This is a genomic window from Pseudomonas sp. URMO17WK12:I6 (assembly GCF_003253625.1).
Lineage (GTDB): Bacteria > Pseudomonadota > Gammaproteobacteria > Pseudomonadales > Pseudomonadaceae > Aquipseudomonas.
Genome location: NZ_QKYZ01000014.1, coordinates 108,206 through 129,927, shown reverse-complemented (window position 1 = coordinate 129,927; position 21,722 = coordinate 108,206). Strand labels below are relative to the sequence as shown.

The 21,722-nt window shown below is 55.1% G+C and carries 21 protein-coding genes; 9 read left to right on the top strand and 12 right to left on the bottom strand.

The features are described from left to right. Positions 1-29: 29 nt before the first annotated feature. The 7 genes from F475_RS23155 to acs all read right to left on the bottom strand — a co-directional run bounded on the left by F475_RS23155 (position 30) and on the right by acs (position 7,787). Complete coding sequence (locus tag F475_RS23155; protein WP_007934898.1) at positions 30-1,010, bottom strand: GlxA family transcriptional regulator; 981 nt, start codon at positions 1,008-1,010, stop codon at positions 30-32. Between the two features lie 112 nt (positions 1,011-1,122). Then, positions 1,123-1,887, bottom strand: coding sequence for an ABC transporter ATP-binding protein (locus F475_RS23150; protein ID WP_007971015.1), 765 nt, complete (start codon positions 1,885-1,887; stop codon positions 1,123-1,125). Positions 1,888-1,914: 27 nt separating this feature from the next. After that, positions 1,915-3,027 carry a succinylglutamate desuccinylase/aspartoacylase family protein gene (locus F475_RS23145; protein ID WP_018926394.1) on the bottom strand — a complete coding sequence of 371 codons (1,113 nt, stop codon included), beginning with the start codon at positions 3,025-3,027 and terminating at the stop codon, positions 1,915-1,917. Position 3,028: 1 nt separating this feature from the next. Then, a complete protein-coding gene (locus F475_RS23140) occupies positions 3,029-3,727 on the bottom strand; it encodes an ABC transporter permease (RefSeq protein ID WP_111454807.1) in 699 nt (232 codons plus the stop codon). Beyond that, a complete protein-coding gene (locus F475_RS23135) occupies positions 3,724-4,413 on the bottom strand; it encodes an ABC transporter permease (RefSeq protein WP_007934894.1) in 690 nt (229 codons plus the stop codon). The genes F475_RS23140 and F475_RS23135 overlap by 4 nt, the downstream gene beginning before the upstream one ends. Positions 4,414-4,503: 90 nt before the next feature. After that, positions 4,504-5,277, bottom strand: a complete 774-nt coding sequence (locus F475_RS23130; protein ID WP_018926396.1) for an ABC transporter substrate-binding protein — start codon at positions 5,275-5,277, stop codon at positions 4,504-4,506. A 554-nt stretch (positions 5,278-5,831) separates the two neighbouring features. Beyond that, positions 5,832-7,787, bottom strand: coding sequence for an acetate--CoA ligase (gene acs, locus F475_RS23125; RefSeq protein WP_111454806.1), 1,956 nt, complete (start codon positions 7,785-7,787; stop codon positions 5,832-5,834). A 405-nt stretch (positions 7,788-8,192) separates the two neighbouring features. On the opposite strand from acs, the gene F475_RS23120 reads away from it, so the two are divergent. The 9 genes from F475_RS23120 (at position 8,193) to F475_RS23080 (ending at position 17,111) form a co-directional block, all read left to right on the top strand. Further along, on the top strand, positions 8,193-8,456 hold the full coding sequence (locus F475_RS23120; protein WP_111454805.1) for a DUF2790 domain-containing protein: 264 nt from the start codon (positions 8,193-8,195) through the stop codon (positions 8,454-8,456). Between the two features lie 182 nt (positions 8,457-8,638). Continuing rightward, positions 8,639-8,911: a hypothetical protein gene (locus tag F475_RS23115; RefSeq protein ID WP_064616452.1), complete on the top strand. Its 273-nt coding sequence runs from the start codon at positions 8,639-8,641 to the stop codon at positions 8,909-8,911. A 655-nt stretch (positions 8,912-9,566) separates the two neighbouring features. Further along, positions 9,567-10,817, top strand: coding sequence for a ribonucleotide-diphosphate reductase subunit beta (locus F475_RS23110; protein WP_007934889.1), 1,251 nt, complete (start codon positions 9,567-9,569; stop codon positions 10,815-10,817). A gap of 121 nt (positions 10,818-10,938) precedes the next feature. Beyond that, positions 10,939-11,256, top strand: a complete 318-nt coding sequence (locus F475_RS31180) for a ribbon-helix-helix protein, CopG family (protein ID WP_371924394.1) — start codon at positions 10,939-10,941, stop codon at positions 11,254-11,256. Further along, on the top strand, positions 11,253-12,758 hold the full coding sequence (locus tag F475_RS23100; RefSeq protein WP_111454804.1) for a DNA cytosine methyltransferase: 1,506 nt from the start codon (positions 11,253-11,255) through the stop codon (positions 12,756-12,758). Before F475_RS31180 ends, F475_RS23100 begins: the two co-directional genes overlap by 4 nt. Continuing rightward, positions 12,724-14,403 (top strand): McrB family protein, encoded by a 1,680-nt coding sequence (locus F475_RS23095; protein ID WP_111454803.1) that lies wholly within the window; start codon positions 12,724-12,726, stop codon positions 14,401-14,403. Before F475_RS23100 ends, F475_RS23095 begins: the two co-directional genes overlap by 35 nt. Before the next feature lie 2 nt (positions 14,404-14,405). After that, positions 14,406-16,058: a DUF2357 domain-containing protein gene (locus F475_RS23090; RefSeq protein ID WP_111454802.1), complete on the top strand. Its 1,653-nt coding sequence runs from the start codon at positions 14,406-14,408 to the stop codon at positions 16,056-16,058. A gap of 5 nt (positions 16,059-16,063) precedes the next feature. Then, positions 16,064-16,546, top strand: a complete 483-nt coding sequence (locus tag F475_RS23085) for a very short patch repair endonuclease (protein WP_111454801.1) — start codon at positions 16,064-16,066, stop codon at positions 16,544-16,546. Further along, a complete protein-coding gene (locus tag F475_RS23080) occupies positions 16,527-17,111 on the top strand; it encodes a hypothetical protein (RefSeq protein WP_111454800.1) in 585 nt (194 codons plus the stop codon). Before F475_RS23085 ends, F475_RS23080 begins: the two co-directional genes overlap by 20 nt. Before the next feature lie 81 nt (positions 17,112-17,192). Here F475_RS23080 and F475_RS23075 read toward each other — a convergent pair whose 3' ends face one another. The 5 genes from F475_RS23075 to F475_RS23055 all read right to left on the bottom strand — a co-directional run bounded on the left by F475_RS23075 (position 17,193) and on the right by F475_RS23055 (position 21,581). Continuing rightward, positions 17,193-17,615 carry a transposase gene (locus tag F475_RS23075; protein WP_111454799.1) on the bottom strand — a complete coding sequence of 141 codons (423 nt, stop codon included), beginning with the start codon at positions 17,613-17,615 and terminating at the stop codon, positions 17,193-17,195. A gap of 300 nt (positions 17,616-17,915) precedes the next feature. After that, the gene (locus tag F475_RS23070) at positions 17,916-18,659 is read right to left on the bottom strand and encodes a hypothetical protein (RefSeq protein WP_111454798.1); all 744 of its coding nucleotides are present in this window, start codon (positions 18,657-18,659) and stop codon (positions 17,916-17,918) included. Beyond that, complete coding sequence (locus tag F475_RS23065; protein ID WP_111454797.1) at positions 18,646-19,404, bottom strand: hypothetical protein; 759 nt, start codon at positions 19,402-19,404, stop codon at positions 18,646-18,648. The genes F475_RS23070 and F475_RS23065 overlap by 14 nt, the downstream gene beginning before the upstream one ends. Further along, the gene (locus tag F475_RS23060; protein ID WP_146602952.1) at positions 19,379-21,343 is read right to left on the bottom strand and encodes a hypothetical protein; all 1,965 of its coding nucleotides are present in this window, start codon (positions 21,341-21,343) and stop codon (positions 19,379-19,381) included. The genes F475_RS23065 and F475_RS23060 overlap by 26 nt, the downstream gene beginning before the upstream one ends. Further along, positions 21,318-21,581, bottom strand: a complete 264-nt coding sequence (locus tag F475_RS23055; protein WP_111454814.1) for a hypothetical protein — start codon at positions 21,579-21,581, stop codon at positions 21,318-21,320. Before F475_RS23055 ends, F475_RS23060 begins: the two co-directional genes overlap by 26 nt. Between the last annotated feature and the right edge of the window lie 141 nt (positions 21,582-21,722).

The following is a 21,722-nucleotide window of genomic DNA, read 5'->3' as shown; positions in this document are numbered from 1 at the left end:
CAGCGCTCGATCATGGCGCGGTTGATCGATCAACCGCGCTCCGACGGCACCGACGACAACTCGAACGGACTGCTGCTGCGCCGCTGGTTGCGATCTTCCCGCGGCGTGGCACCGAAGAAGTTGCGGTAGGCGCTGGAGAAATGCGGCCCCGAAGAGAAGCCACACGACAGGCCGATCTGAATGATCGACTTGCTGGTTTGCATCAACATCTGCCGGGCCTTGTTCAGGCGCAGTTCCAGGTAGTACTGGCTCGGCACACGGTTGAGGTACTGCTTGAAGATCCGCTCCAGCTGCCGACGCGATACGCACACATGCTGGGCGATTTCGTCGGTGGTCAGCGGCTCTTCGATGTTGGCTTCCATCAGCAACACCGCCTGGGTGAGCTTCGGATGACTGGAACCCAAGCGGTTCTGCAACGGAATACGCTGGCGCTCGCCGCCCTCGCGAATGCGTTCGACCACCAGTTCTTCCGACACCGCACCGGCCAGTTCGGCGCCGTGATCACGGGCCAGCACCGCCAGCAACAGGTCGAGCACCGACATGCCGCCGCACGCGGTCAAGCGATCACGATCCCAGTCGAACAGGTGACTGGTGGCAATCACCTTCGGGAAACGCTCGGCGAAATCGTCCTGCCAGCGCCAATGCACGGCAGCGCGATAACCGTCGAGCAAACCCAATTGCGCCAACGGGTAAACACCGGCGGACAAACCGCCGATCACACATCCGGCGCGCACCAGTTGTTTCAGCGCACTGCTGAGCGGCGGCGCGAGAGAAGTCGGTGGTTCGTCGGCGAGCAGGAACAGTTTCTGAAAGTTTTCGAGCTTGCCGGCCCATGGCTCACCGGGCAATTGCCAGGCGCCGTCGGTCGGCGGTTCGGCCTGCAAAAACGACAATTCGTAAACAACGTCCGGGTGCACACGCTGGGCAACACGCAAGGCCTCCTCAGCCAGCGCAAGCGTCAGAGCTTTAGTGCTGGGCCAAATCAGGAAACCAATTCGATGGGCAGTCATGGCGGGCAATCCGAAACGAAAACAGTGTTAAAGCCAAAGGCGGCTGCAACCAAATTAGACCATCTGGCGCGCGGTGCGCAGCATGACCTAATTTGGTGCGTAACGGGAGCGATTACTTGAGGCTGCCCGAGAGGAATTGTTGCAAGCGTTCCGACTGCGGATTGACCAGCACTTCGCGCGGGTTGCCGCTTTCTTCGACGACGCCTTTGTGCAGGAACACCAGCTGGTTCGACACTTCACGGGCAAAGCCCATTTCGTGCGTCACCACCACCATGGTCCGGCCTTCCTGTGCCAGGGCCTGCATGACTTTCAGCACGTCACCCACCAACTCCGGGTCGAGGGCCGAGGTCGGTTCGTCGAACAACATCACTTCGGGTTCCATCGCCAGCGCACGGGCAATCGCCACACGTTGCTGCTCGCCACCGGACATGTGCCCTGGGTAGGCGTCCTTGCGATGGGCCACGCCGACCTTGTTCAGGTAGTGCTCGGCTTTCTCGCGGGCTTCGGCCTTGGACACACCGAGCACATGCACCGGCGCTTCCATGATGTTTTCCAGCGCGGTCATGTGCGACCACAGGTTGAAATGCTGGAACACCATCGACAGGCGCGAACGCATGCGTTGCAGCTGTTTCGGGTCGGCGGCTTTCAGCGCGCCGTCCTTGTTGGCAACCAGTTTCAGCTCTTCGTTGTTGAGCAGAATCTTGCCCGCGTGCGGCTGCTCGAGCAGGTTGATGCAACGCAGGAAAGTACTTTTGCCGGAGCCACTGGAGCCGATGATGCTGATCACATCGCCAGCCGCCGCTTTCAGGGACACGCCCTTGAGCACTTCGTGACTGCCATAGCGTTTATGCAGGTCTTGGACTTCAAGTTTGTACATGCGGTCGGTTCTCACAAAAACAGTCAGTCAGTCGTTGAGCAAGCGCCCGTGACGCAGCGCTTCGCGCCCCGCCACCTTGGCCAGCCAGAAACCGGGTTGGGCGTAACGCAGCCGTTCAATGGCAAACAGCACCCCGGACGTACCAGCACACACCGTGCTGACCCGATCCGCCAGCGGATCGATCACTTCAAAAATCTCGTCGCCTGCTTCAACCCATTCACCGGGTTTACGCAGAAAACTCAGCACGCCAGGATGCGGCGCGAACAGCAATTCGGTACCTTCGAACGGCATGCCTTCGCACGCGTCCTGCGCAGGCTTGGGCCATTCACCGCCGATCAAGCCTTGCTCGGCGAGGAACGCCAGAATGCCTTCGGCGTGAGCTTCTGCCTCAGCGCGACCGGTATCGGCCTGACCACCCAGTTCGATGGTCGTCGCCAGGCAGGCCAGTGGAATCTGCGCATCCGGGAACAGACGCGACAAACGCAGCCACGGCAGCGAGCACGCTTCGTCAAAGGAACTGCCGCCGGAATCTTCCGCAAGCAAACCGACCTTGACGTTCAAGTGCGCAGCCAGTGAACGCCAGTGCGACCAGTGTTGCGGCAAGGCGTACATGTGCAGCGCCGCTTCGCAATCGCAATGCAGATCCAGCACCACATCAGCGGTGCAGGCATGGCTGAGCAAGATGCGCTGCATGCCTTGCAACTGGCTGCTCGCCTCTGGCAAAGCTGCCAGGTGATCGCTCATGGCCTGACGGATGAGTCGAATATTGGCATGCGGATCATCACCCAGATGCCCATCGAGTTCGGCGGCCACCGGCGCGCTGAGTTCGACGAAATCCCGGTTGAAGTTCTTGCCACTGCCCGCTTCGAAACGCCCCTGATGATTGCCTTGCAGCAATTGCCCCAGGCCCAATGGATTGGCCACCGGCACCAGTTCGATCACACCGTTGAGCAAGCCTTGAGCTTCAAGTTCGGTCAGGCGTTTTTTCAGCTCCCAGGCCGTGCGCATCCCCGGCAGTTCATCGGCGTGCAGGCTGGCCTGGATATAGGCCTTGCGCTCGCCAGCGCCGAAGCGGAACACCGAGATCCGGCGTTCACTGCCCAGGTGGCTCCACGGCAAAGCATGATCGATACGTTCCATATCAATGCTTCCGCGGGGCCAGATAGCCCAGCCAGCGGTGTTCGGCCATTTTGAACAGGCGCACCAGAATGAACGTCAGGCACAGGTAGAACGCGCCGGCGGTGATGTAGGCTTCGAACGGCAAGTAGAACTGAGCGTTGACCGTGCGCGCGGCACCGGTGATGTCGATCAGGGTCACGATCGACGCCAGACTGGTGGTCTGCAGCATCATGATCACTTCGTTGCTGTACTGCGGCAGCGCCCGGCGCAGGGCCGATGGCAGCAGGATCCGCTTGTACATCTTGATTCGCGACATGCCCATGGCCTTGGCCGCTTCGATCTCGCCGTTCGGCGTGGCGCGCAGGCTGCCGGCGATGATTTCGGCGGTGTAGGCGCTGGTGTTGATCGCGAAGGCCAGGCACGCACAGAACGAGGCACTGGACAGCCATGGCCAGAGGAAGCTTTCACGCACGGTTTCGAATTGCGCCAGACCGTAGTAGATCAAGAACAGCTGCACCAGCATCGGCGTGCCGCGGATCACGTAGGTGAACAACCAGGCACTCATGTTGACCAATGGCTGCTTGGAGACGCGCATCAGCCCCAGCGGCAATGCCGCGAGCAAACCGAAGAACAGCGACAGCGCGAGCAGTTTGAGGGTGGTCACCAGCCCGCCGAAGTACAGCGGCAAGGCCTCCCAAATGACGTTGTAGTCGAAGATCATAGCTCAGCCGCCCTTACGCCTACCGAGTAGCGCTTCTCAAGATGACGCAATGCCAGCAACGAGACGCTGGTGATCACCAGGTACATCGCCGCCACCGCGAGGAAGAAGGTGAAAGGCTCGCGGGTAGCGTCTGCCGCCTGCTTGGCCTTGAACATCATGTCTTGCAGCCCCACCACCGAAATCAGCGCGGTGGCCTTGGTCAGTACCAGCCAGTTGTTGGTGAAACCCGGAATCGCCAGGCGAATCATCTGCGGCACCAACACCCGGAAGAACACCTGAAAACTGCTCATGCCGTACGCCATGCCGGCTTCTGCCTGACCTTTGGGGATCGCCATGAACGCACCACGGAAGGTTTCCGACAGGTACGCACCGAAGATGAAGCCCAGGGTGCCGATACCGGCGGCCAACGGGTTCAGGTCGATGTAGTCGTCATAGCCGAGCATCGGCGCAACGCGGTTGAGCAGGTCCTGGCCGCCGTAGAAAATCAGCAGGATCAGCACCAGATCGGGAATACCGCGGATCACCGTGGAATACAGATCGCCCAGCCAGGCCAGCCAGCGCACCGGCGACAGACGCAGCGCCACGCCGATGAGCCCCAGGACGATGGCCAGGGCCATGGACGACAAGGCGAGCTGAAGCGTCAGCCATGCGCCATCGAGGATGACAGCCCCGTAGCCTTTCAACATGATTCAGGTCCTCGAAAGTTGGGATGAAAAAATGGCGCAAACCTCAGAGATCCTGTTGCTTGCGCCATTTCGGACTTGTTGCGGGGACGATTACTTGCCGTAGATATCGAAGGCGAAGTATTTGTCCTGGATTTGCTTGTACTTGCCGTTCGCGCGAATGGCCGCGATCGCGGTGTTGATCTTGTCTTTCAGCGCGTCGCCCTTGCGAACCGCGATCCCTACGCCGTCGCCGAAGTATTTGACGTCGGTGAAGGCCGGGCCAACGAAGGCGAAGCCCTTGCCGGCGTCGGTTTTCAGGAAGCCGTCATCCAGCAGGGTAGCGTCTGCCACGGTGCCGTCGAGGCGGCCAGCGGCCACGTCGAGGTAGATTTCGTTCTGCGAACCGTAAGGCTTGATCTCGGCACCCAGCGGGGCCAGGACTTCGCGGGCGAAACGCTCGTGGATCGAACCACGTTGCACGCCGATGTTCTTGCCCTTCAGCTCAGTCAGGTTTTCGCTGACCTGGGTGCCGGCTTTCATGACCAGGCGAGCCGGGGTGTTGTAGTACTTGTTGGTGAAGTCCACGGACTTCTTGCGGTCTTCAGTGATCGACATGGACGACAGGATCGCGTCGATCTTGCGCACTTTGAGTGCCGGGATCAGGCCGTCGAACTCTTGCTCGACCCACTGGCACTTGACCTTCATCTCTTCGCACAGGGCGTTGCCGATGTCGTAGTCGAAACCCACGATGCTGCCGTCCGGTGCTTTGGAGGCGAACGGAGGGTAAGCCGCTTCGATACCGATTTTCAGAGGTTTTTCATCGGCGAATGTCGGCAGGGACAGCACGGACAGTGCCAGGGCGCCAAGCAGCACGAGTTTCTTCATCTTGGGACTCCATCGGTAAAGGGCAAAAACGGCAGAGTGAGCGACAGCCCAATATGCGAATGGTTAAACCAAAAAGCGGTGCTGCGTCCTAGGAACCGTGCGCTGATTTCAACGCAGGCAACGACGAGCGAGTGATTGGCATTCTAACGACAGGCCCGAAGCCGATATTTCTTCAATGCGACAACAAATTACAGAAGCACCGAGAATGCCGCCCGGGCACGTTGACAGCCCTGCAATTTCATGCAAGAGCAAAAGACAGTGAACCGATCTATGTTGCAAATTGCGGGCCTATTATTGGCAAACCCTTCTAATCCGGCAAGCGTAGCGTTGTGTCTTATTTTTCATGACGATTGAGAAGCCCTGAAACGAGGCTTTGCGTTTCCCAATGCCTCGTTATCGGGCGGGCGGTTACACATTCAGTTACTTGAAAGGTGATGGGTAACAATGGGAAATGGCCTACGGGGGAAGCCGATAATTATTGGTTGAAGATCAGTACGAAAAAGCCCCACCAGGCTCAACACCTGGCGGGGCTTCGATGACTCAGGAATCGGCGCTTAAGCGACGTTCATGGTCTTGTGCGTATCAATCAAATGCTGCACCACACCCGGATCCGCCAGGGTGGAGATATCGCCCAACCCGTCGTATTCCGCCGTGGCGATCTTGCGCAGAATCCGGCGCATGATCTTGCCCGAACGGGTTTTCGGCAGACCCGGCGCCCATTGAATGACATCCGGCGAGGCAATCGGGCCAATCTCTTTACGCACCCAGTTCTTCAGCTCCAGGCGCAGTTGCTCGCTCGGCTCTTCGCCCGCATTCAACGTGACGTAGACATAAATGCCCTGCCCCTTGATGTCGTGCGGTACACCCACCACCGCCGCTTCGGCGACTTTCGGGTGAGCGACCATCGCACTTTCGATCTCGGCGGTGCCCATGCGGTGGCCGGAAACGTTGAGCACGTCATCCACGCGACCAGTGATCCAGTAGTAACCGTCTGCGTCACGACGCGCACCGTCACCGGTGAAGTACATGCCACGGAAAGTCTTGAAGTAGGTGTCGACGAAACGGTCATGGTCGCCATACAGCGTACGCGCCTGGCCTGGCCACGAGTCGAGGATCACCAGGTTGCCCTCGGCAACGCCTTCGATGATGTTGCCCAGGTTGTCCACCAACGCCGGCACCACGCCGAAGAACGGCCGTGCTGCCGAGCCAGGTTTCAGCGCGTGAGCGCCCGGCAGCGGGCTCATCATGTTGCCGCCTGTTTCGGTCTGCCACCAGGTATCCACGATCGGGCAACGGGACTGGCCGACATTCTTGTAGTACCAATCCCACGCTTCCGGGTTAATCGGCTCACCGACCGAACCCAACAGACGCAGGCTGCTGCCATCGGCGCCTTCAACAGCGGCAGTGCCCGACGCCATCATCGCGCGGATCGCGGTCGGCGCGGTGTAGAGGATGTTGACCTTGTGCTTGTCGACAACCTTCGCCACCCGGGTGATATCCGGATAGTTCGGCACGCCTTCGAACAGCACCGTGGTCGCGCCATTGGCCAGCGGGCCGTAGACAATATAAGTGTGGCCAGTGACCCAACCGACGTCGGCGGTGCACCAGTAGATTTCGCCCGGGCGGTAGTCGAACACACGTTCGTGGGTCATCGCCGCATACAGCAGGTAACCGCCGGTGGTGTGCTGCACGCCCTTCGGCTTGCCGGTGGAGCCAGAGGTATAAAGGATGAACAGCGCTTCTTCGGCGCCCATCTCTTTCGGCGCGCAGACACTGCCCGCCACTTTCATCAGGTCTTCGTACCAGATGTCGCGATGCTGGTTCCACTTGATGTTGCCACCGGTGCGCTTGCACACAATGACTTTCTGGATGCTGCTGGTTTCCGGGTTGGTCAGCGCGTCGTCGACGTTAGCCTTGAGCGGGATCTTCTTGCCGGCACGAACGCCTTCGTCGGCGGTGATCACCACTTTCGAGCGGCAGTCGATGATGCGACCGGCCAGGGCTTCCGGCGAGAAACCACCGAACACCACCGAGTGAATCGCGCCGATCCGGGTGCAGGCCAGCATCGCGACCACGGCTTCGGGGATCATCGGCATATAGATGGTCACCACATCGCCACGGTGCACATCCTGGCCGCGCAAGGCGTTGGCGAACTTGCAGACTTGTTCGTGCAGCTCGCGGTAGGTGATGTTGCGGCTTTCGGCAGGGTCATCCCCTTCCCAAATAATCGCGACTTGATCGCCACGCTCGGCCAGATGACGGTCGAGGCAGTTGTAGGAAACGTTCAGCGTGCCGTCGGCGAACCATTTGATATCGACATGGTGATCGTCGAAGGACGTCTGCTTCACCGTGGTGAAAGGCTTGATCCAGTCGAGGCGCTTGGCTTGTTCGCGCCAGAAGCCGTCCGGGTTGACGACCGATTGCTGGTACATGGCCTTGTAAGTGGCCTCGTCAGTCAGCGTATTGGCTGCTACCTCGGGACGAACGGGATACAAAGAAGCCGCACTCATCTTTCTTACCTCGGTGGAATAGTTGTTTTTGTATGGCCCCAGTTGTAGCCGGGGCGGGCCTATAGAACCATTCGACGATGGTAGTAACAAGCCCCTACAAAATGTGGCTATACCGCGACGAAGCGCTCAAACCCGGCTATTGCGGGGCCTCGTAGGAGCTGGCGAAGCCTGCGATCTTTTGATCTTGCGGGGGATTGTTACCAAATCTGCCAAAAGTGTTTATCAAAAGCACAGCTATATGCCCGCCATCCCCAAGCCTAAAATCGGTCTCGCCAACACGGCAATGTGATTAACCCAGTTGCAGCCCCCACGAAGGCAGTTAATCCAAGACTCTTTACTAAAGCTCCACACGCAATCCTAAAAAGATTGCGTGACCCCATTCGACCTCAGAAAGGTAAATTCGAAATGAAAGCTTTATTGGTTCTGGTCCTCAGCAGTCTGTGCGCAACCGCCATGGCAGATGAGGCTCCGACTGATGCCGCAAAACAACAACCCGTCGTCGAGGAATACACCTACTCCACCCATCTGGACATCGCCAAAGTTGTCTCGATGAGCGAAATCCCGAATGTCTGCGAAGTAGTCCCGGCCAAAATGGTCTACGACGACTCCAAAGGCCAGCGACACATTCTGCGTTATAGCGTCATGGGTAACGGCTGCTCCAACGGCTGATCCGCCCCACTTTTATCTCCCGAGGCTCGACCCATCCTTTTTTAGAGACCAGATGAAGCGCCGAGCCTTGCATCGATAAATACGATTGTTTTAAGCATTTATTTGCACTTTTTAATCTAATTATCTGGCGTAGTATGAATTCCACACCAAGGCAAAACGCCAACGAACCTGGAGCCACTACCATGAAAACCAAACTGATCCTCGCCCTGACCCTTTCCGTCCTGGCCGCCAACACCTTCGCCGCCGATGGGTACGACCGCACTGGCTCGGCTGCTTTCAACGACGCGGCTGTCGCTTCTGACGGATACGACCACACCGGTTCCGCCTCTTTCGCGGCTGACGGTTTTGATCGTACGGGTGCTGCCAAAGTCGCTGCCGATGGCGCTGATCACATCGGTGCCGCCAAGGTTGCCGCTGATGGTACTGACCGCGTGGGTGCCGCTCGTTTCAGCTGAAACCGGGCGCGACATCACAGCCCGACTTCGGTCGGGCTTAGTTGTGTCTGGAATGGTTGAAAATCGACCAAAACCACAACATGTAGTGAAAAACAGGGTTTTTTGGTTGTTTTTTGAGCAACGCTTTTCAAGCCCCTTTGCAGCTCAAAATTGCACACAATCTCGTCCACAAAACCCCGTCTATTGCTCTGCAAGCCCCGCCCCACCTGGCTTGCACCACCACAACTGGCCGTAACGGTGCGAACACCCCGGCCTCACCGTCAAAAACCAGCCGAAACAGGCGAAAAAAAAACTTCCTCCGCCAAAGCCCTGTAAACCCTCGCTCCAACCTGAAAACGCCCCTCGCCGAGCCCTCCAGGTGCCATTTCGCCGCACCACGGGGCCGAAAATTTCCTTATAATGCGGACTTAAACGGGCCTGCAATATTCCCTTACAGGGGTGAAAAGCCAGTCTGAAGCCCACGCAGAGCGGTTCACGTTCTCTGCGCCCATCAGCGGCTTCGGAACACCCGTACAAAATTCTGTTTATTGCCTGCGTTGTACTGCTGCAACAAACGATTTCCTTTAGATCCAACGCGGCCAGAACCGGCCGTGTGAAAAACCAACCTATCAGTTTTCACACGGGCAACTGGCCCTCACGCAGGAGACGACACGTCATGCTGAGCTGGGACGAATTCGACAAAGAAGATGACGGCGAAGTCGCTGTAAAAGGCGCCAATGCCGGCCACGCTTCTGAAGCCAACATGGACCGCCTCGACAGCGCCGGTGGTGCCGCCGCTCAAGAGGCCCGCGCCGTGACCGCGACGGACTCCGCCGCGATCGCCCGCGCCAAGGCTGCCCTGGATTCCCTCGACGTCGCCGAAGGCCTCGCCGAACTGGAAGGCGCCTCTGCCCGTGTAGCTGTCGATGAAAAGCGCATGATCAACTGCCGCGCCGACCTCAACCAGCTCGTGCCATTCAAATACGACTGGGCATGGCAGAAGTACCTGGACGGCTGCGCAAACCACTGGATGCCGCAAGAAGTCAACATGACCGCCGACATCGCCCTCTGGAAAAACCCGGAAGGCCTGACCGACGACGAGCGCCGCATCGTGATGCGCAACCTCGGCTTCTTCTCCACCGCCGACTCCCTGGTTGCCAACAACCTGGTCCTGGCCGTGTACCGCCTGATCACCAACCCGGAATGCCGCCAGTACATCCTGCGCCAGGCTTTCGAGGAAGCGATCCACACCCACGCCTACCAGTACTGCATCGAATCGTTGGCCATGGATGAAGGCGAGATCTTCAACATGTACCACGAGATCCCATCGGTCGCGAAAAAAGCCACCTGGGGCCTGAAATACACCCGTTCGATCTCCGATCCGAAGTTCGAAACCGGCACCGTCGAAACCGACAAAGAGCTGCTGCGCAACCTGATCGCCTACTACTGCGTTCTGGAAGGCATCTTCTTCTACTGCGGCTTCACCCAAATCCTCTCCATGGGCCGCCGCAACAAAATGACCGGCGTCGCCGAGCAGTTCCAATACATCCTGCGCGACGAATCCATGCACCTGAACTTCGGCATCGACGTGATCAACCAGATCAAAATCGAAAACCCGCACTTGTGGGATGCCGAGATGAAGGAAGAAGCTTCGCAGATGATTCTGCAAGGTACTCAGCTGGAGATCGAATACGCGCGGGACACCATGCCACGCGGTGTACTCGGCATGAACGCGGCGATGATGGAGGACTACCTGAAGTTCATCGCTAACCGTCGTTTGAGCCAGATTGGTTTGAAGGAAGAGTATCCGGGGACTACGAATCCGTTCCCTTGGATGAGCGAGATTATGGACTTGAAGAAAGAGAAGAATTTCTTTGAGACCCGGGTTATTGAGTATCAGACTGGTGGGGCTTTGAGCTGGGATTGATTTTTAGATTCAGTATCCACTGAGCCAATTAAAAAGGCCCGTAACGCATAGCGCGTTCCGGGCCTTTTTCGTCACGCCGAAAAAGTAACGTTTTTGCACATTACTAAGCGGTTCGCGCTGCATGGGGTGTTGCGAATCCCCCGGAAACAGCTGGTCAGGGACTGGTGCAAGGGTATGCGTCATGGTGCACAATGGCACCACTATCATTATTGGTCCCAAGCTTATGGCTCGCTCCCCCATCGCTCCTGATCGAAAGACCGTCAGGACCTCAGTCATGTTGCCTGAGGACGTCCACTTCCAAGTGCAAGCTCTTGCCGACGCAAATCACGTTTCGTCCGCCTGGGTCATCCGCATGGCGGTGCAGCGCTTCCTGGACGAGCACCAGGGCCAGCTGGAACTGCCTCTTCGCCTGTCTTCGCGACAAGGATCTGATTCATGAGTAAAGATGTCTTTCTTCGTAAACTCGCGCGCCTCCAAACCTCTGCGAAGCCCCGCGTTCTGGATCTATTTTCCGGCTGTGGTGGAATCTCACTAGGCTTCGAGTCCGCAGGCTTCGAGATGCGGGGCTCTGTTGAATTTGATCCCGATGCTGCCAGATCGCATGGCCTGAACTTCCATGACGGCGCCGAAGCCCACAGCCAGCCGATTGACATTACAAAGACATCTCCGGCTGATCTCTGCCTCAAGCTTGATTTAGGCAATGTTGCAGATGCCTTCGACATCGTAGTGGGTGGCCCTCCCTGCCAAGCATTTGCTCGAGTGGGCAGGTCCAAACTCCGCGAGATTGAGGAGCATCCCGAAGCGTTCATGCATGATCCGCGTGCGCAGCTCTACAAGAAATATCTGGAGTACGTAGACGCGTTCCAGCCACTTGCCGTGCTTATGGAGAATGTACCCGACATTCTGAACCATGGCGGCCAAAACATTGCCGAAGAAACCTGCGAGGTCCTGGAAGCCAAAGGCTACATATGCGGCTATACCTTGCTCAACGCTGCGTTTTATGGTGTCCCTCAGATGCGGGAACGGATGTTCCTGATCGCATACCGACGAGAGCTGGGGGCAAGCGTTTCGTTTCCATCTCCCAGCAACTGGCTGATATTGCCGCCTGGATATGAGGGCTCTCGCTCCGTCGCGCTCAAGTCATTGCGCAATTTGACCGATCAGGCTCACTCTTATATAGAACCACCCGCTGCAACCCCTGACCTCCCGCCCGCAGTAACGGCCGAAGACGCACTAGCCGATCTTCCAGCAATCAATGCTCGTGAGCTACTTGCTGCCGGGAAAATCACCCGTGGTGCGCGCCGCTTTGACAGTCCGGTCAGCTACAGCCGCAGAAAGCCTTCTGCATATGCAGAACTGATACGCACATGGCCAGGCCACGAAGCCCCCCAAAACGGGCTGGTGGATCATGTTATCCGCTATCTGCCACGGGACTATGAGCTGTTTGCCCGCATGAACCCAGGTGATCAATATCCGGAGGCATATGCGCATGCTATGGACATGTTCCAGGAGCGTTTGGCGGTGGCTCGGGCCAGCGGAGAGAACCTCGCTGACGATTCATCAGAGTACAAAGCTCTGAAGGATTCGATTGTGCCCCCATATGACGCAAGCAAGTTTCCAAATAAATGGCGGAAGATGTGGCGTGACCAGCCAGCACGCACACTCCTTGCACATCTGGGCAAGGACGGCTATAGCCACATCCATTACGACAGCAAGCAAGCCCGGACCATATCGGTGCGCGAGGCTGCACGCCTGCAGTCTTTCCCAGATGGTTTCCGTTTCAGCGGAACTATGAACCCCGCCTTCAAACAGATCGGCAATGCGGTTCCGCCCCTGATGGCCAAGGCTCTGGCCACTCATATGATGCAAACAATTAAGCAGGCAATCACACAAAAGGATATGGCAGATGAGCCTCGTCGAGCGGCAACAGCAGTTTCTTGAAGCCGCCCAGAAACACTTCGGCACATCAAAGGCAGTTCGCCCACGAGAACTGTTCGGCGTCTCGAACAGTGCCAAGATTGTTGAGGGTGGCATCCAGCTTGGTGTAGTCAACCTGGATAACGTCAGAGAAGACACCGAGGCCCTAATATTTGGCTGCGTTCTCCGATTCCCGCCAGAAGATGAGGTTTACTTTGCCGTACTGGTTCGCAAAGACAAAGCGAACTTCCTTGAGCGCTTAGCCGAGATGAAACGCCTGGGCGCTGCTGCAAAGGGTGCCGGAGAAGACTCGGAGTTTGCGCTAGAAGCTGCTGGCGATAGTGATGGGCCGTCGGAGTCCCCAGGAGCCACTATCAAGTACAGCGCCAGGAATAACCTAGTGCCTATCTATCTGGCTAGGGATGGGCGCCTGTGGCTACGCAACGCCAAATTCTGGGACAGCCTAGCTTTCGACCTCTCACCTTTCGGGCCCTCAACAGAACCGGACGAGATCGTTGTTGCACTGTATCCGCCGACAGCGTCCGCAAGGCGCAGCCTGCTTGCCCGCGAATTCATCGGATGGCTAGGCAGTTTGGTCGGCAGGGAAAAAATTCACGAACTCCTCGTCTGGACGGATACGGCGACGCTCAGCCCAGCCATGCTGCGCATGCCTCCAACCCTTCCAATCGAAGAAATAGAGAAAGCCATCAAGACTCTGGGTGGTCATTATCCAAATGGAGAGGTTCGACGGTTTCATGCTGCGCTGAACTTCCTAGACCATAAGCACTTCGTGATCCTCTCCGGACTTTCAGGTACGGGAAAGACGCAACTGGCATTGAAATATGCACGAGCGGTTCACGGCTTGACCTCGAATACAACCGCCGATCCATTGCTTTTCGAGTGCCCGGTTCGTCCAGAATGGACTGATCCTACTGGGCTTACGGGATATTACGACGTACTAACAAACCGCTACGTCGTGCCGACCTTTCTGGAAGCCGTGCTGGTCGCGACAGCGCACCGGGACTCTCCAGTATTTGTAATCCTCGACGAAATGAACCTCGCGCGGATTGAGTACTACCTCTCTGACATATTGTCAGCCATCGAAACCCAAGGAGCTCTGCAACTGCACTCAAACGGTGTGCCTCTGGAGGGAACCACCGGTGCCAGTGTCCGGGCGGAAATCCCCTTACCTTCTAACCTCTTCATCATCGGCACAATTAACATCGATGAGACAACCAATCCTGTCAGTGACAAAGTACTTGATCGGGCATCGGTGATTGATATGTCTGCGGTGGATGTCTCGGGTTTCATGGCCTCACTGACTGAACATTACCCCGAACTGCAGAACGCGAAGGATGCATCCGAACCGAAACTAACCGAAATCCACAGGCTCTTGGAGCAATACGGCCTAGGGTTTGGTTACCGGGTGATTGAGGAGTTTGTGCGATACCATGCCTTCGACGCCAAGTATCTGCAAAACTCGGCTGACAGTGTCACAGACCAATTACTGGTACAAAAAGTCCTGGTCAAGCTGCGTGGTTCCGAGCGCCAGCGTCCACTGTTGAATGCTCTGGACAAAGTCTGCAATAGCCTCCCCAGCGCGCAGAAGTATGTTCGTAGACTACTGAGTGATCTAGATGAGTTCGGCTCCTTCCAGGCGATGCGTTGATAATGACAACGCTACACGTTCAGAGCGAAAACGGAGGGCCTGCGTGGCAGGTCTGGCCGACACAGGAAGTAATTCCCAGCGGTTCGATCAAGGAGGCTTCTTCTTATCTGTTTGAACTACGCGATAGCGACAATGCACTTGATGCCGATCTTCTGATCGACGATGTACCTGTCGAGGCATTGCGTTCTCGCCAGCCCCGCGTTGCGCGCTGGCGATGGACGCCTGGTTTCCACGCCGGCTCTGTAGAGGTAGCTCTACGCCTCCCAGGCACGGGAGTACGCCGCTTCGAAATCACTACTGATCCTGATCTTCGCAAGCTCACTCGTAACGACTTTGACGCAATGGTGCGTGAGGTTTTGGAAGATACCTTCGCACTTTTCTCACTTAGTGCTTTTCGCAAGGGCATCGCACGCCAGTCAGGTAGTAAACCACCACCATTGGCCCGGCTAGAATTTCTTCGCTCGCGGGCCGAGGAGATTAGGCAAACGATTGAGGCAATCAACCGCTCCCCCAGACATTTCCTTCGCGCCGAACAGATAACCTTACCCTTCCATCGCGCAGTGCGTGCGACAGGACCGGAAATTATAAAGTCGCTCCGGTCCGGACTTATCCGAACGGAAACCAGCAAGCCATCCCGGTTACCTGCTGCGCTCGGCGGACGCCTGCCAGCACAGATCACAATACGCCAACGTCGCAACAGCGTAGACATTCCGGAGCACCGACAGATCAAGGCATGCCTCCGGTCTTGGGCAGCTTGGTTGTCAGGCGTCGCCGATGTGCTTGCCAAGACAAGTCGTAGCAACGACTCGGATACGCTTTCTACAGCCGGCAGTTGGGCTGTTCGTACACGGCGAATTGCACGTCAGCTCAACGACGCTGCCGGCTCAGGCTTTATGACAGAGGTCACCGACAGCCCACCCATGCTGCAGATGTCTTCGCTGTTTCGCAACGACCCTGTTTACCACCGCTTCTACCGACTCTGGCAAGACATGAATCTGGGCCTCGCCGCTCTGTTCGGCGACTTCTTGCAAATGCCGCTGGCCAGAACATACGAGCTGTACGAGCTATGGTGCTTTCTGCGTCTCCTTCGCGCGGCCGTTCTAGAGTACGGTTCGACCGGTGTAGATCTGAGCAATCTGTTCGTAACCAATGCGGCCGGTGGTGTAACGATTTCCGCAGGTGCCGTTATCGTTTCAGTCAGCCCTGACAAGGTCTTGTGCTTCCAGCGTCAGTACCGTGAGTATTGGGTAGAACCAAGTGGCGAAGGCAGCTTCAGCCGAGTCATGGTGCCCGATGTGGTTCTGGCAGGTACCGGTTTTGGCACCCCAGGGAGGCAGGTAATTGTCCTGGATGCGAAGTACCGCATTAATGACGGTCTGAATGATGCGTTGAGTTCAATTCACATGTATCGCGACGCACTGGTGCAAGAGGCTAACAGCGGAGAGATTGAGGGTATTGTTACAGCCGCCTACCTGCTAACACCGCACACTCCAGCCATCAACGCCGACTTCAAAAATACGCCTGTACCGGGACGGCTTTTCCACCCTCAGTACCGGGATAAGTTTCGCTTCGGTGCTATCACCCTGCGCCCGGGGATGAGCAGCGACGATCTGCGAAATAGCTTGAAAACCATCGTCGCCGATGCTGTCGGATAGCTCTGATGGCTGATGTACTTACCCCGGAGCAGCGCAAGCTCAATATGAGCCGGATCCGTGGCCGCGACACTAAACCGGAAATGATTATCCGGCGCGGACTTCATGCCCGAGGTTTTCGATATCGATTACAGGATCGCAAATTGCCTGGCCGTCCAGACCTTGTGTTTCCACGCTATCACGCCGTAGTCTTCGTCCATGGTTGTTTCTGGCATGGACATAATTGTCCGATGTTCAAACTTCCAGTAACCCGCCAGGAATTCTGGGCCACAAAAATTGCGTCTAATCGTGCCAGAGATGAGCGAGTAATTGGAGCTCTGCTAAAACTCGGATGGCGGGTCGCGAATGTATGGGAATGCAGTATCAGAGGCCCTGCTAAACTTAGCGACGAAGAAGTTATTACAAGATGCCAGAATTTCCTGCTTTCCGACGAAGTCACTCTGCTAGATATCTCCGGAGCTACTAGAGCACATGAAAAAAATCAGCAATAAACCCGACGAAAGCGTAATAGACCTGTCAATCCTTCACGATCTCAAGCTTCTAGCACTACGTGCAGCAATCGACCGGGAGGCCAGAAGTCGTGGTTTGAATTTTAGTGTTGGCGAAGTCGGTGAGAAACTGGTGATCGGCATCTTTAAAGAACGCCCCGATCTACCTGTCCTGGCTCCTGCCCCTAGAGGCACAAAAAATATAGATGCGATCTCCCGGGAAGGAAACCGCTACTCGATCAAAACACTCCAGAGAGCAAAAAAAACAGGGACGATTTACCCGGACCAGCTTAATAACGAGCGGCAACTCTTCGAATTCATCCTCATCGTTTTAATCCATGAAGACTTTACATTAGATCGAATCATCGAGCTCGATTGGCACCAATTCTGCGCCGTCCGGAGCTGGGATATCAGAATGAATGCTTGGTACGTAGCCCGCTCCAACCGAGCGCTAAGTGTCGGTCGTCAGATTTATCCCAGGCCTGCAAGTCCAACTGCCTTGTCCTCAGCAACCAGCCTCACAGGGAAAAGTCCAGGCACCTCAATCATGCCCACTTTTGAACAGTGAAGGCTTCAGGCATATGTATTGCACTTTCATGCGGTTGCCGCGGCGATGGCAAAGAAATAAGCGCAGTGCGGCCGCGCTGCACTAAAGACCGCTACCACACGGTGTCAGCGCCGTTTCGGTGCCGACGCGCATGTCCATCGGACCGGAGACCAAGCAGATCGAATCGACGCGGATAATTGCAGTAGATCTCGTAGAAACGTCGCGCACGCGGCGCCGTTGTCGGCGGGCCAATTCACTACAACCGTGCCGCGTGCGTGGGTGATTTCGATATGGATCGTGGCTTGGTTGTTGCTCGGCGGCTGCGTCATGGCCCGCACGTTCAGCGGGATGAATGATTTTGCAGCGCCAGTTTTTTTGTGAATGAGCCCGGATCCATTTATGTACTAGGTTTGCGTTGAGGCCGTGGTGCAGGGCAACCCCGGCAGTTGATGCATCGGACTGGGCGTATTCCTGAATAATTTGGGCTTTGACAGTCTTGATGTAGGAGCGTCGTTTGGGCGGCATGAGGGATCATGCTTAAAAAGGCCTGAGAGGGTGTCCAGTTAAAAATGGTGGACACCATGTCGGTGCTTAGCGGGGTAAGAAGATGGGTTCATCGCACCCTTACCAACATTGAGCGAAAAAAATATCTATATTATCCAACAGTAAATCGAGATACAAACTCTTACCCTACCAAGCATTTACACTAACAAAACGCTTATTCGCAGGCTTTCCACAATAACTTTGCGAGCATCCCATAGTATTCAGTCAGGACCTGCCTCAAGCCAATCACTCCCGTCAAGTAGTGATCGGTAGCCTGGACCATTACTTAGCCGATGCCTTAGCAATAAAGTTTGCAAACTCCCTAGGTAGCAACTCCATCATCTGCGACGGCTGTAAAATATGAGTATCATAAGTCCGGCTCAGCCTTCTCACTGCCAACGCAAGTCGACCCACTCCACCTTTACCCGACGTGTCGCCGCGCTTGCGCTTCTTAATTGGCTTAACACGACTTGCCGCCCCCGTCAGAGGCTCGCCACCTTTCATATACATCGCATTAGCAGTTTGGATATAAGCGCGATGGTAGACAACATTCTGTCGAGACGTAAGCTGCTCAGAAAGATCACCCCAAGTAGGCATTTCAGCACTAAGCATTACTAAAGCTTCGGGCCCATGTCGCCAGTACATCTCAAATGATGTCCGTGCAAGATGACGATACGCGAGCGATCCGGAGTGACCTTTTCGCTCGATACGGTAGTGCCAGTATTTACTCATTTTCTTCCCAAACTGAGAAAAATAAGCGATCGTTAACCACTCCCAAATACCGTCATTTTTTTGAGCGAGGAACAACTTAGCATCAAAATTCTCACACAAAAGATCGTGAACATACTTGCCGAATTCAAAGCGATTCTTGAATATCTTAGTAAGATCAATCTCAACGTCGACGGCCACCGACGCATTTGAAGGTTCGTCCAGCAATTCTTTAGGTGGTAATTCACTGGGAGTACGTCGATCCAACCATTCACGGTAGATTTTTTTTCCAGCATCAGTCAACTTATGAATCTTCATCCTTCTCCTCCTTCTTTCGCGCTTCGAGCAATTGCGTCGCTATCTTGAAGCGATTACAAAAGGCTGCTGTCACTCGCGTGCTCCAATCCGCCTGCTCTTCCTCGTTGTCTTCGCTAGGCTCATCGGTGATTCCATGTAGAAGGAGCCAAGCTTTAAAGTCCTCCCAAGTCGACTCAGATAGTTTGGCCGGATCCCTCGCAAGCCATTCTGCTAGCCGGCGAACCACCTCAGGAAGAATTAGTCCGGTAAAGAACTTATCGGCTTCAGCTTCAACTGAAGAATGATAGATATCTTTATTAAATCGCAAAATAGCTCTTCCGTCGCTTTCGAGAATTTGAATTTCCCAAGGGCGCTGCCCCAGTTCCGCTGGCTCAAGCGCAATGAAACTCGTAGTGTCACCCTGTCCATCAGGTCGAATATTCTCTGCCGCGGCAACAAGCAACGAGTCTGCTGCCTGGACGAGCAAGACTCGAAACAACCATGTCCCCTCATCAGCGATTTCACTGAGAACAACAAAACCTTTGTTCCAATCTGATACTTCACCAAGATATACTCGCTCTTCCGAGTTTCCTCGTTTCACAATTACAACCACGCTCACTGCGGGGTGTACTTCAATTCCCGAAAGGTCGAGGCGCGCAAGACTGAAAGCCAAGCGTTTCGCACTCTCATCGAGGATTATCGTAATACGGCTTTTCTCGATGTCGATAAGACCCGTTGGATTACTGAGCGCTGATAAGCGTGGCATCAACCGCCTCCTCATACTTCAACCGTATACGCAATCGAAGGTTCTTATCAAACCCAATCAGTGTCAAACTAAAATCCGTATCCTCAATAGAAAAACTCAAATTATTCAAATCAGTCTCAAGTATCGTGTATCCAAAGCCAGTCACTGTGAAGATCTTGTCCTTAAGATCAAAATCTAAAGGGTCGTATTCACTAAAGGCATCCTTATCCAGCCCCTCATATGCAAATTCGACATTCACGGTAAGTGGTAAATGCGCATTTGCAAGCGCCCCAGCAGAGGCTGGGCGAATTCTACAACCTTCGGTCAATGGCTCGATTATAAGAAGTTTGGGATATGGCGACGGAATATCGTTCGGCAGCTTCGGTTGTGTTCCATTGGGTGATTTCTTGCCTTTCGTCTGCTCTTTGGAAGTGATGCCGGGCGCAGAAAAATATTTCGCCAACAATTTAAAGTCTCGCTTTTGATCACCCTCGGTGAGCACGTCCAGCAGCTTAACCATCGCGTTGCGCACGATCGCCACGACTGTGTCCCCAGAGCGATAGTATTCGGTCAGCCTTGGCAATTTATTGTTCCACCGCAGATGAGTGGCCTCTTCAGCGCTCAACAATAACTTGGAAAGTTCCAAGTCGTTGATGAGGGTCAGTCCACGGGCTCGAAAACGCAACTTCCCCCCCCCTACCGGCTCTTCACCAATTAACAAATCGCGTCGAATCACAGCTTGCTCCGGCATTTCCAAGTCGCCGGGATGGCACAAATGAACGTCGAAAGCGCACTCAATAGCCCCGCCCCCTTTTCGCGGCTTGATCATCAATGGGAATCGGACTGCGATCGACTCTTCAGAATTGAATGCAGATCGCATCTCCTCCAATTGATCGGAGCTAAAATTCGCCTCTGTGATCTTGTTTGCAGAATCAACAATCTTTGCGGTGACGACCTCATTCTTTGAGGACTTATCGATCGCCTGAACAAGAAAGTCACGATATCCCTTGGTTGTGCAGGTATGTAGTTCCCGCGCGAGTTTGTCCGAGAGATGCTGGTCTGCTAAAGCGATAATCGTTGCGCGAGCGATGGTCGTGCCCTCGATGTTCACAATAAGCTTACCTTGATAAATCGGAACGAAAAACTCGGCTATGGTGATCTGAATTGCATCTGCTGTATTTACAACCTTTGGTGCAGGAATCACCAGAGAAAGGCCCGGTTGAGTGGATGTTCGTTGAATACCTAGCTGTTCCCGAAACTGCTCAATCGAAAGCCCTACTTGGATAGGTAGGACGCGTTGGTCGGGCCCTTCTCCTTGCCATATCCCCCAGTATGCATCCCGCTTCCATTTATGATTGCAGTAGTCGTAATCGCGAAGGAAGGAGCTTGCACCAAACAGCGCTTCATCCTTACCATCGTTGCGTACGGTATAACCGAAAATCGTTCTAATACCACTGGTACTGAAGTAAGTAATCTTCCCTTGCCCTGCGCCTCCGTTTCCAGAACCGTGTTCTTTACCGCCCTCCCCCTCACGAAACCAGAATGCGTTCCAGTTCTGCCCTTCACCATCAAGCTCCGGATTGTCAATGCTGCCCGTAAGTCCGGATGTTCCAAAGTCTTCCACGACCAAACAGTTGGTTACCTTCTTCATATCGATCTGCTGGAGGTGCGGAACCGACTGATTGAACCGATTGAGGTGTTCATCCGGCAGGAGTTCGCTGAGGAAGCTATTGTTATCGACGATTGGATGATTTCGTAGCGTTACTTCAACTCGTTCTGCCGAAGTATCGCGTGCGTCCAGCGCGTTTTGGAAGACCTCCCTCAGAAGAATTGACAACCACTCCCGCCGCTCCTTGGCAAAGTTGTTCTCTGATAGGCTGCGACCCGTACGACCCAGTCCGGGCCTGATGTAACCCCAATGTGCGGTATTTACACTAAAGGCGGAAGATGGTTGATTCACTCTTTTCTTCTCCTTTGAACTTTTCTTTCAACTCGTCCAATTCACGCTGAAGGGCGCGAATAATTTTCCCGGCATCCTCCGATTCGTATTGGTAATTTTTCTTGTTTGCTAGGTTACCCACCAACCGAATCTGCTTGATTGCAGCTGTGACCCTACTGTTCGCCAAGCTGACAAAACGCTCGCGCGGGTCACGCGTCACTGGCATGGAATCAGAATCTCGACTCTTCTGTTCGCTCATGTACATCTCCTACATCTTTAAATATTAGTTACACCTCATGAAAATACCAATTCTTTATCGGTATATATATTTGGCTACATATCGCTTTTGTAGCGGATCCTTGCTCCATGATCAGTTCTGCATTACTGATAATTTGCTAGG

Excerpts from the sequence above, each read along its gene's own strand:
- F475_RS31180 (WP_371924394.1), top strand. The coding sequence starts at position 10,939 with ATGGGGTGTTGCGAATCCCCCGGAAACAGCTGGTCAGGGACTGGTGCA.
- F475_RS23100 (WP_111454804.1), top strand. The coding sequence starts at position 11,253 with ATGAGTAAAGATGTCTTTCTTCGTAAACTCGCGCGCCTCCAAACCTCT.
- F475_RS23155 (WP_007934898.1), bottom strand. The coding sequence starts at position 1,010 with ATGACTGCCCATCGAATTGGTTTCCTGATTTGGCCCAGCACTAAAGCT.
- F475_RS23065 (WP_111454797.1), bottom strand. The coding sequence starts at position 19,404 with ATGCCACGCTTATCAGCGCTCAGTAATCCAACGGGTCTTATCGACATC.
- F475_RS23130 (WP_018926396.1), bottom strand. The coding sequence starts at position 5,277 with ATGAAGAAACTCGTGCTGCTTGGCGCCCTGGCACTGTCCGTGCTGTCC.
- F475_RS23095 (WP_111454803.1), top strand. The coding sequence starts at position 12,724 with ATGAGCCTCGTCGAGCGGCAACAGCAGTTTCTTGAAGCCGCCCAGAAA.
- F475_RS23075 (WP_111454799.1), bottom strand. The coding sequence starts at position 17,615 with ATGCCGCCCAAACGACGCTCCTACATCAAGACTGTCAAAGCCCAAATT.
- F475_RS23120 (WP_111454805.1), top strand. The coding sequence starts at position 8,193 with ATGAAAGCTTTATTGGTTCTGGTCCTCAGCAGTCTGTGCGCAACCGCC.
- F475_RS23080 (WP_111454800.1), top strand. The coding sequence starts at position 16,527 with ATGAAAAAAATCAGCAATAAACCCGACGAAAGCGTAATAGACCTGTCA.
- F475_RS23070 (WP_111454798.1), bottom strand. The coding sequence starts at position 18,659 with ATGAAGATTCATAAGTTGACTGATGCTGGAAAAAAAATCTACCGTGAA.
- F475_RS23115 (WP_064616452.1), top strand. The coding sequence starts at position 8,639 with ATGAAAACCAAACTGATCCTCGCCCTGACCCTTTCCGTCCTGGCCGCC.
- F475_RS23145 (WP_018926394.1), bottom strand. The coding sequence starts at position 3,027 with ATGGAACGTATCGATCATGCTTTGCCGTGGAGCCACCTGGGCAGTGAA.
- F475_RS23090 (WP_111454802.1), top strand. The coding sequence starts at position 14,406 with ATGACAACGCTACACGTTCAGAGCGAAAACGGAGGGCCTGCGTGGCAG.
- acs (WP_111454806.1), bottom strand. The coding sequence starts at position 7,787 with ATGAGTGCGGCTTCTTTGTATCCCGTTCGTCCCGAGGTAGCAGCCAAT.
- F475_RS23140 (WP_111454807.1), bottom strand. The coding sequence starts at position 3,727 with ATGATCTTCGACTACAACGTCATTTGGGAGGCCTTGCCGCTGTACTTC.
- F475_RS23085 (WP_111454801.1), top strand. The coding sequence starts at position 16,064 with ATGGCTGATGTACTTACCCCGGAGCAGCGCAAGCTCAATATGAGCCGG.
- F475_RS23055 (WP_111454814.1), bottom strand. The coding sequence starts at position 21,581 with ATGAGCGAACAGAAGAGTCGAGATTCTGATTCCATGCCAGTGACGCGT.
- F475_RS23110 (WP_007934889.1), top strand. The coding sequence starts at position 9,567 with ATGCTGAGCTGGGACGAATTCGACAAAGAAGATGACGGCGAAGTCGCT.
- F475_RS23135 (WP_007934894.1), bottom strand. The coding sequence starts at position 4,413 with ATGTTGAAAGGCTACGGGGCTGTCATCCTCGATGGCGCATGGCTGACG.
- F475_RS23150 (WP_007971015.1), bottom strand. The coding sequence starts at position 1,887 with ATGTACAAACTTGAAGTCCAAGACCTGCATAAACGCTATGGCAGTCAC.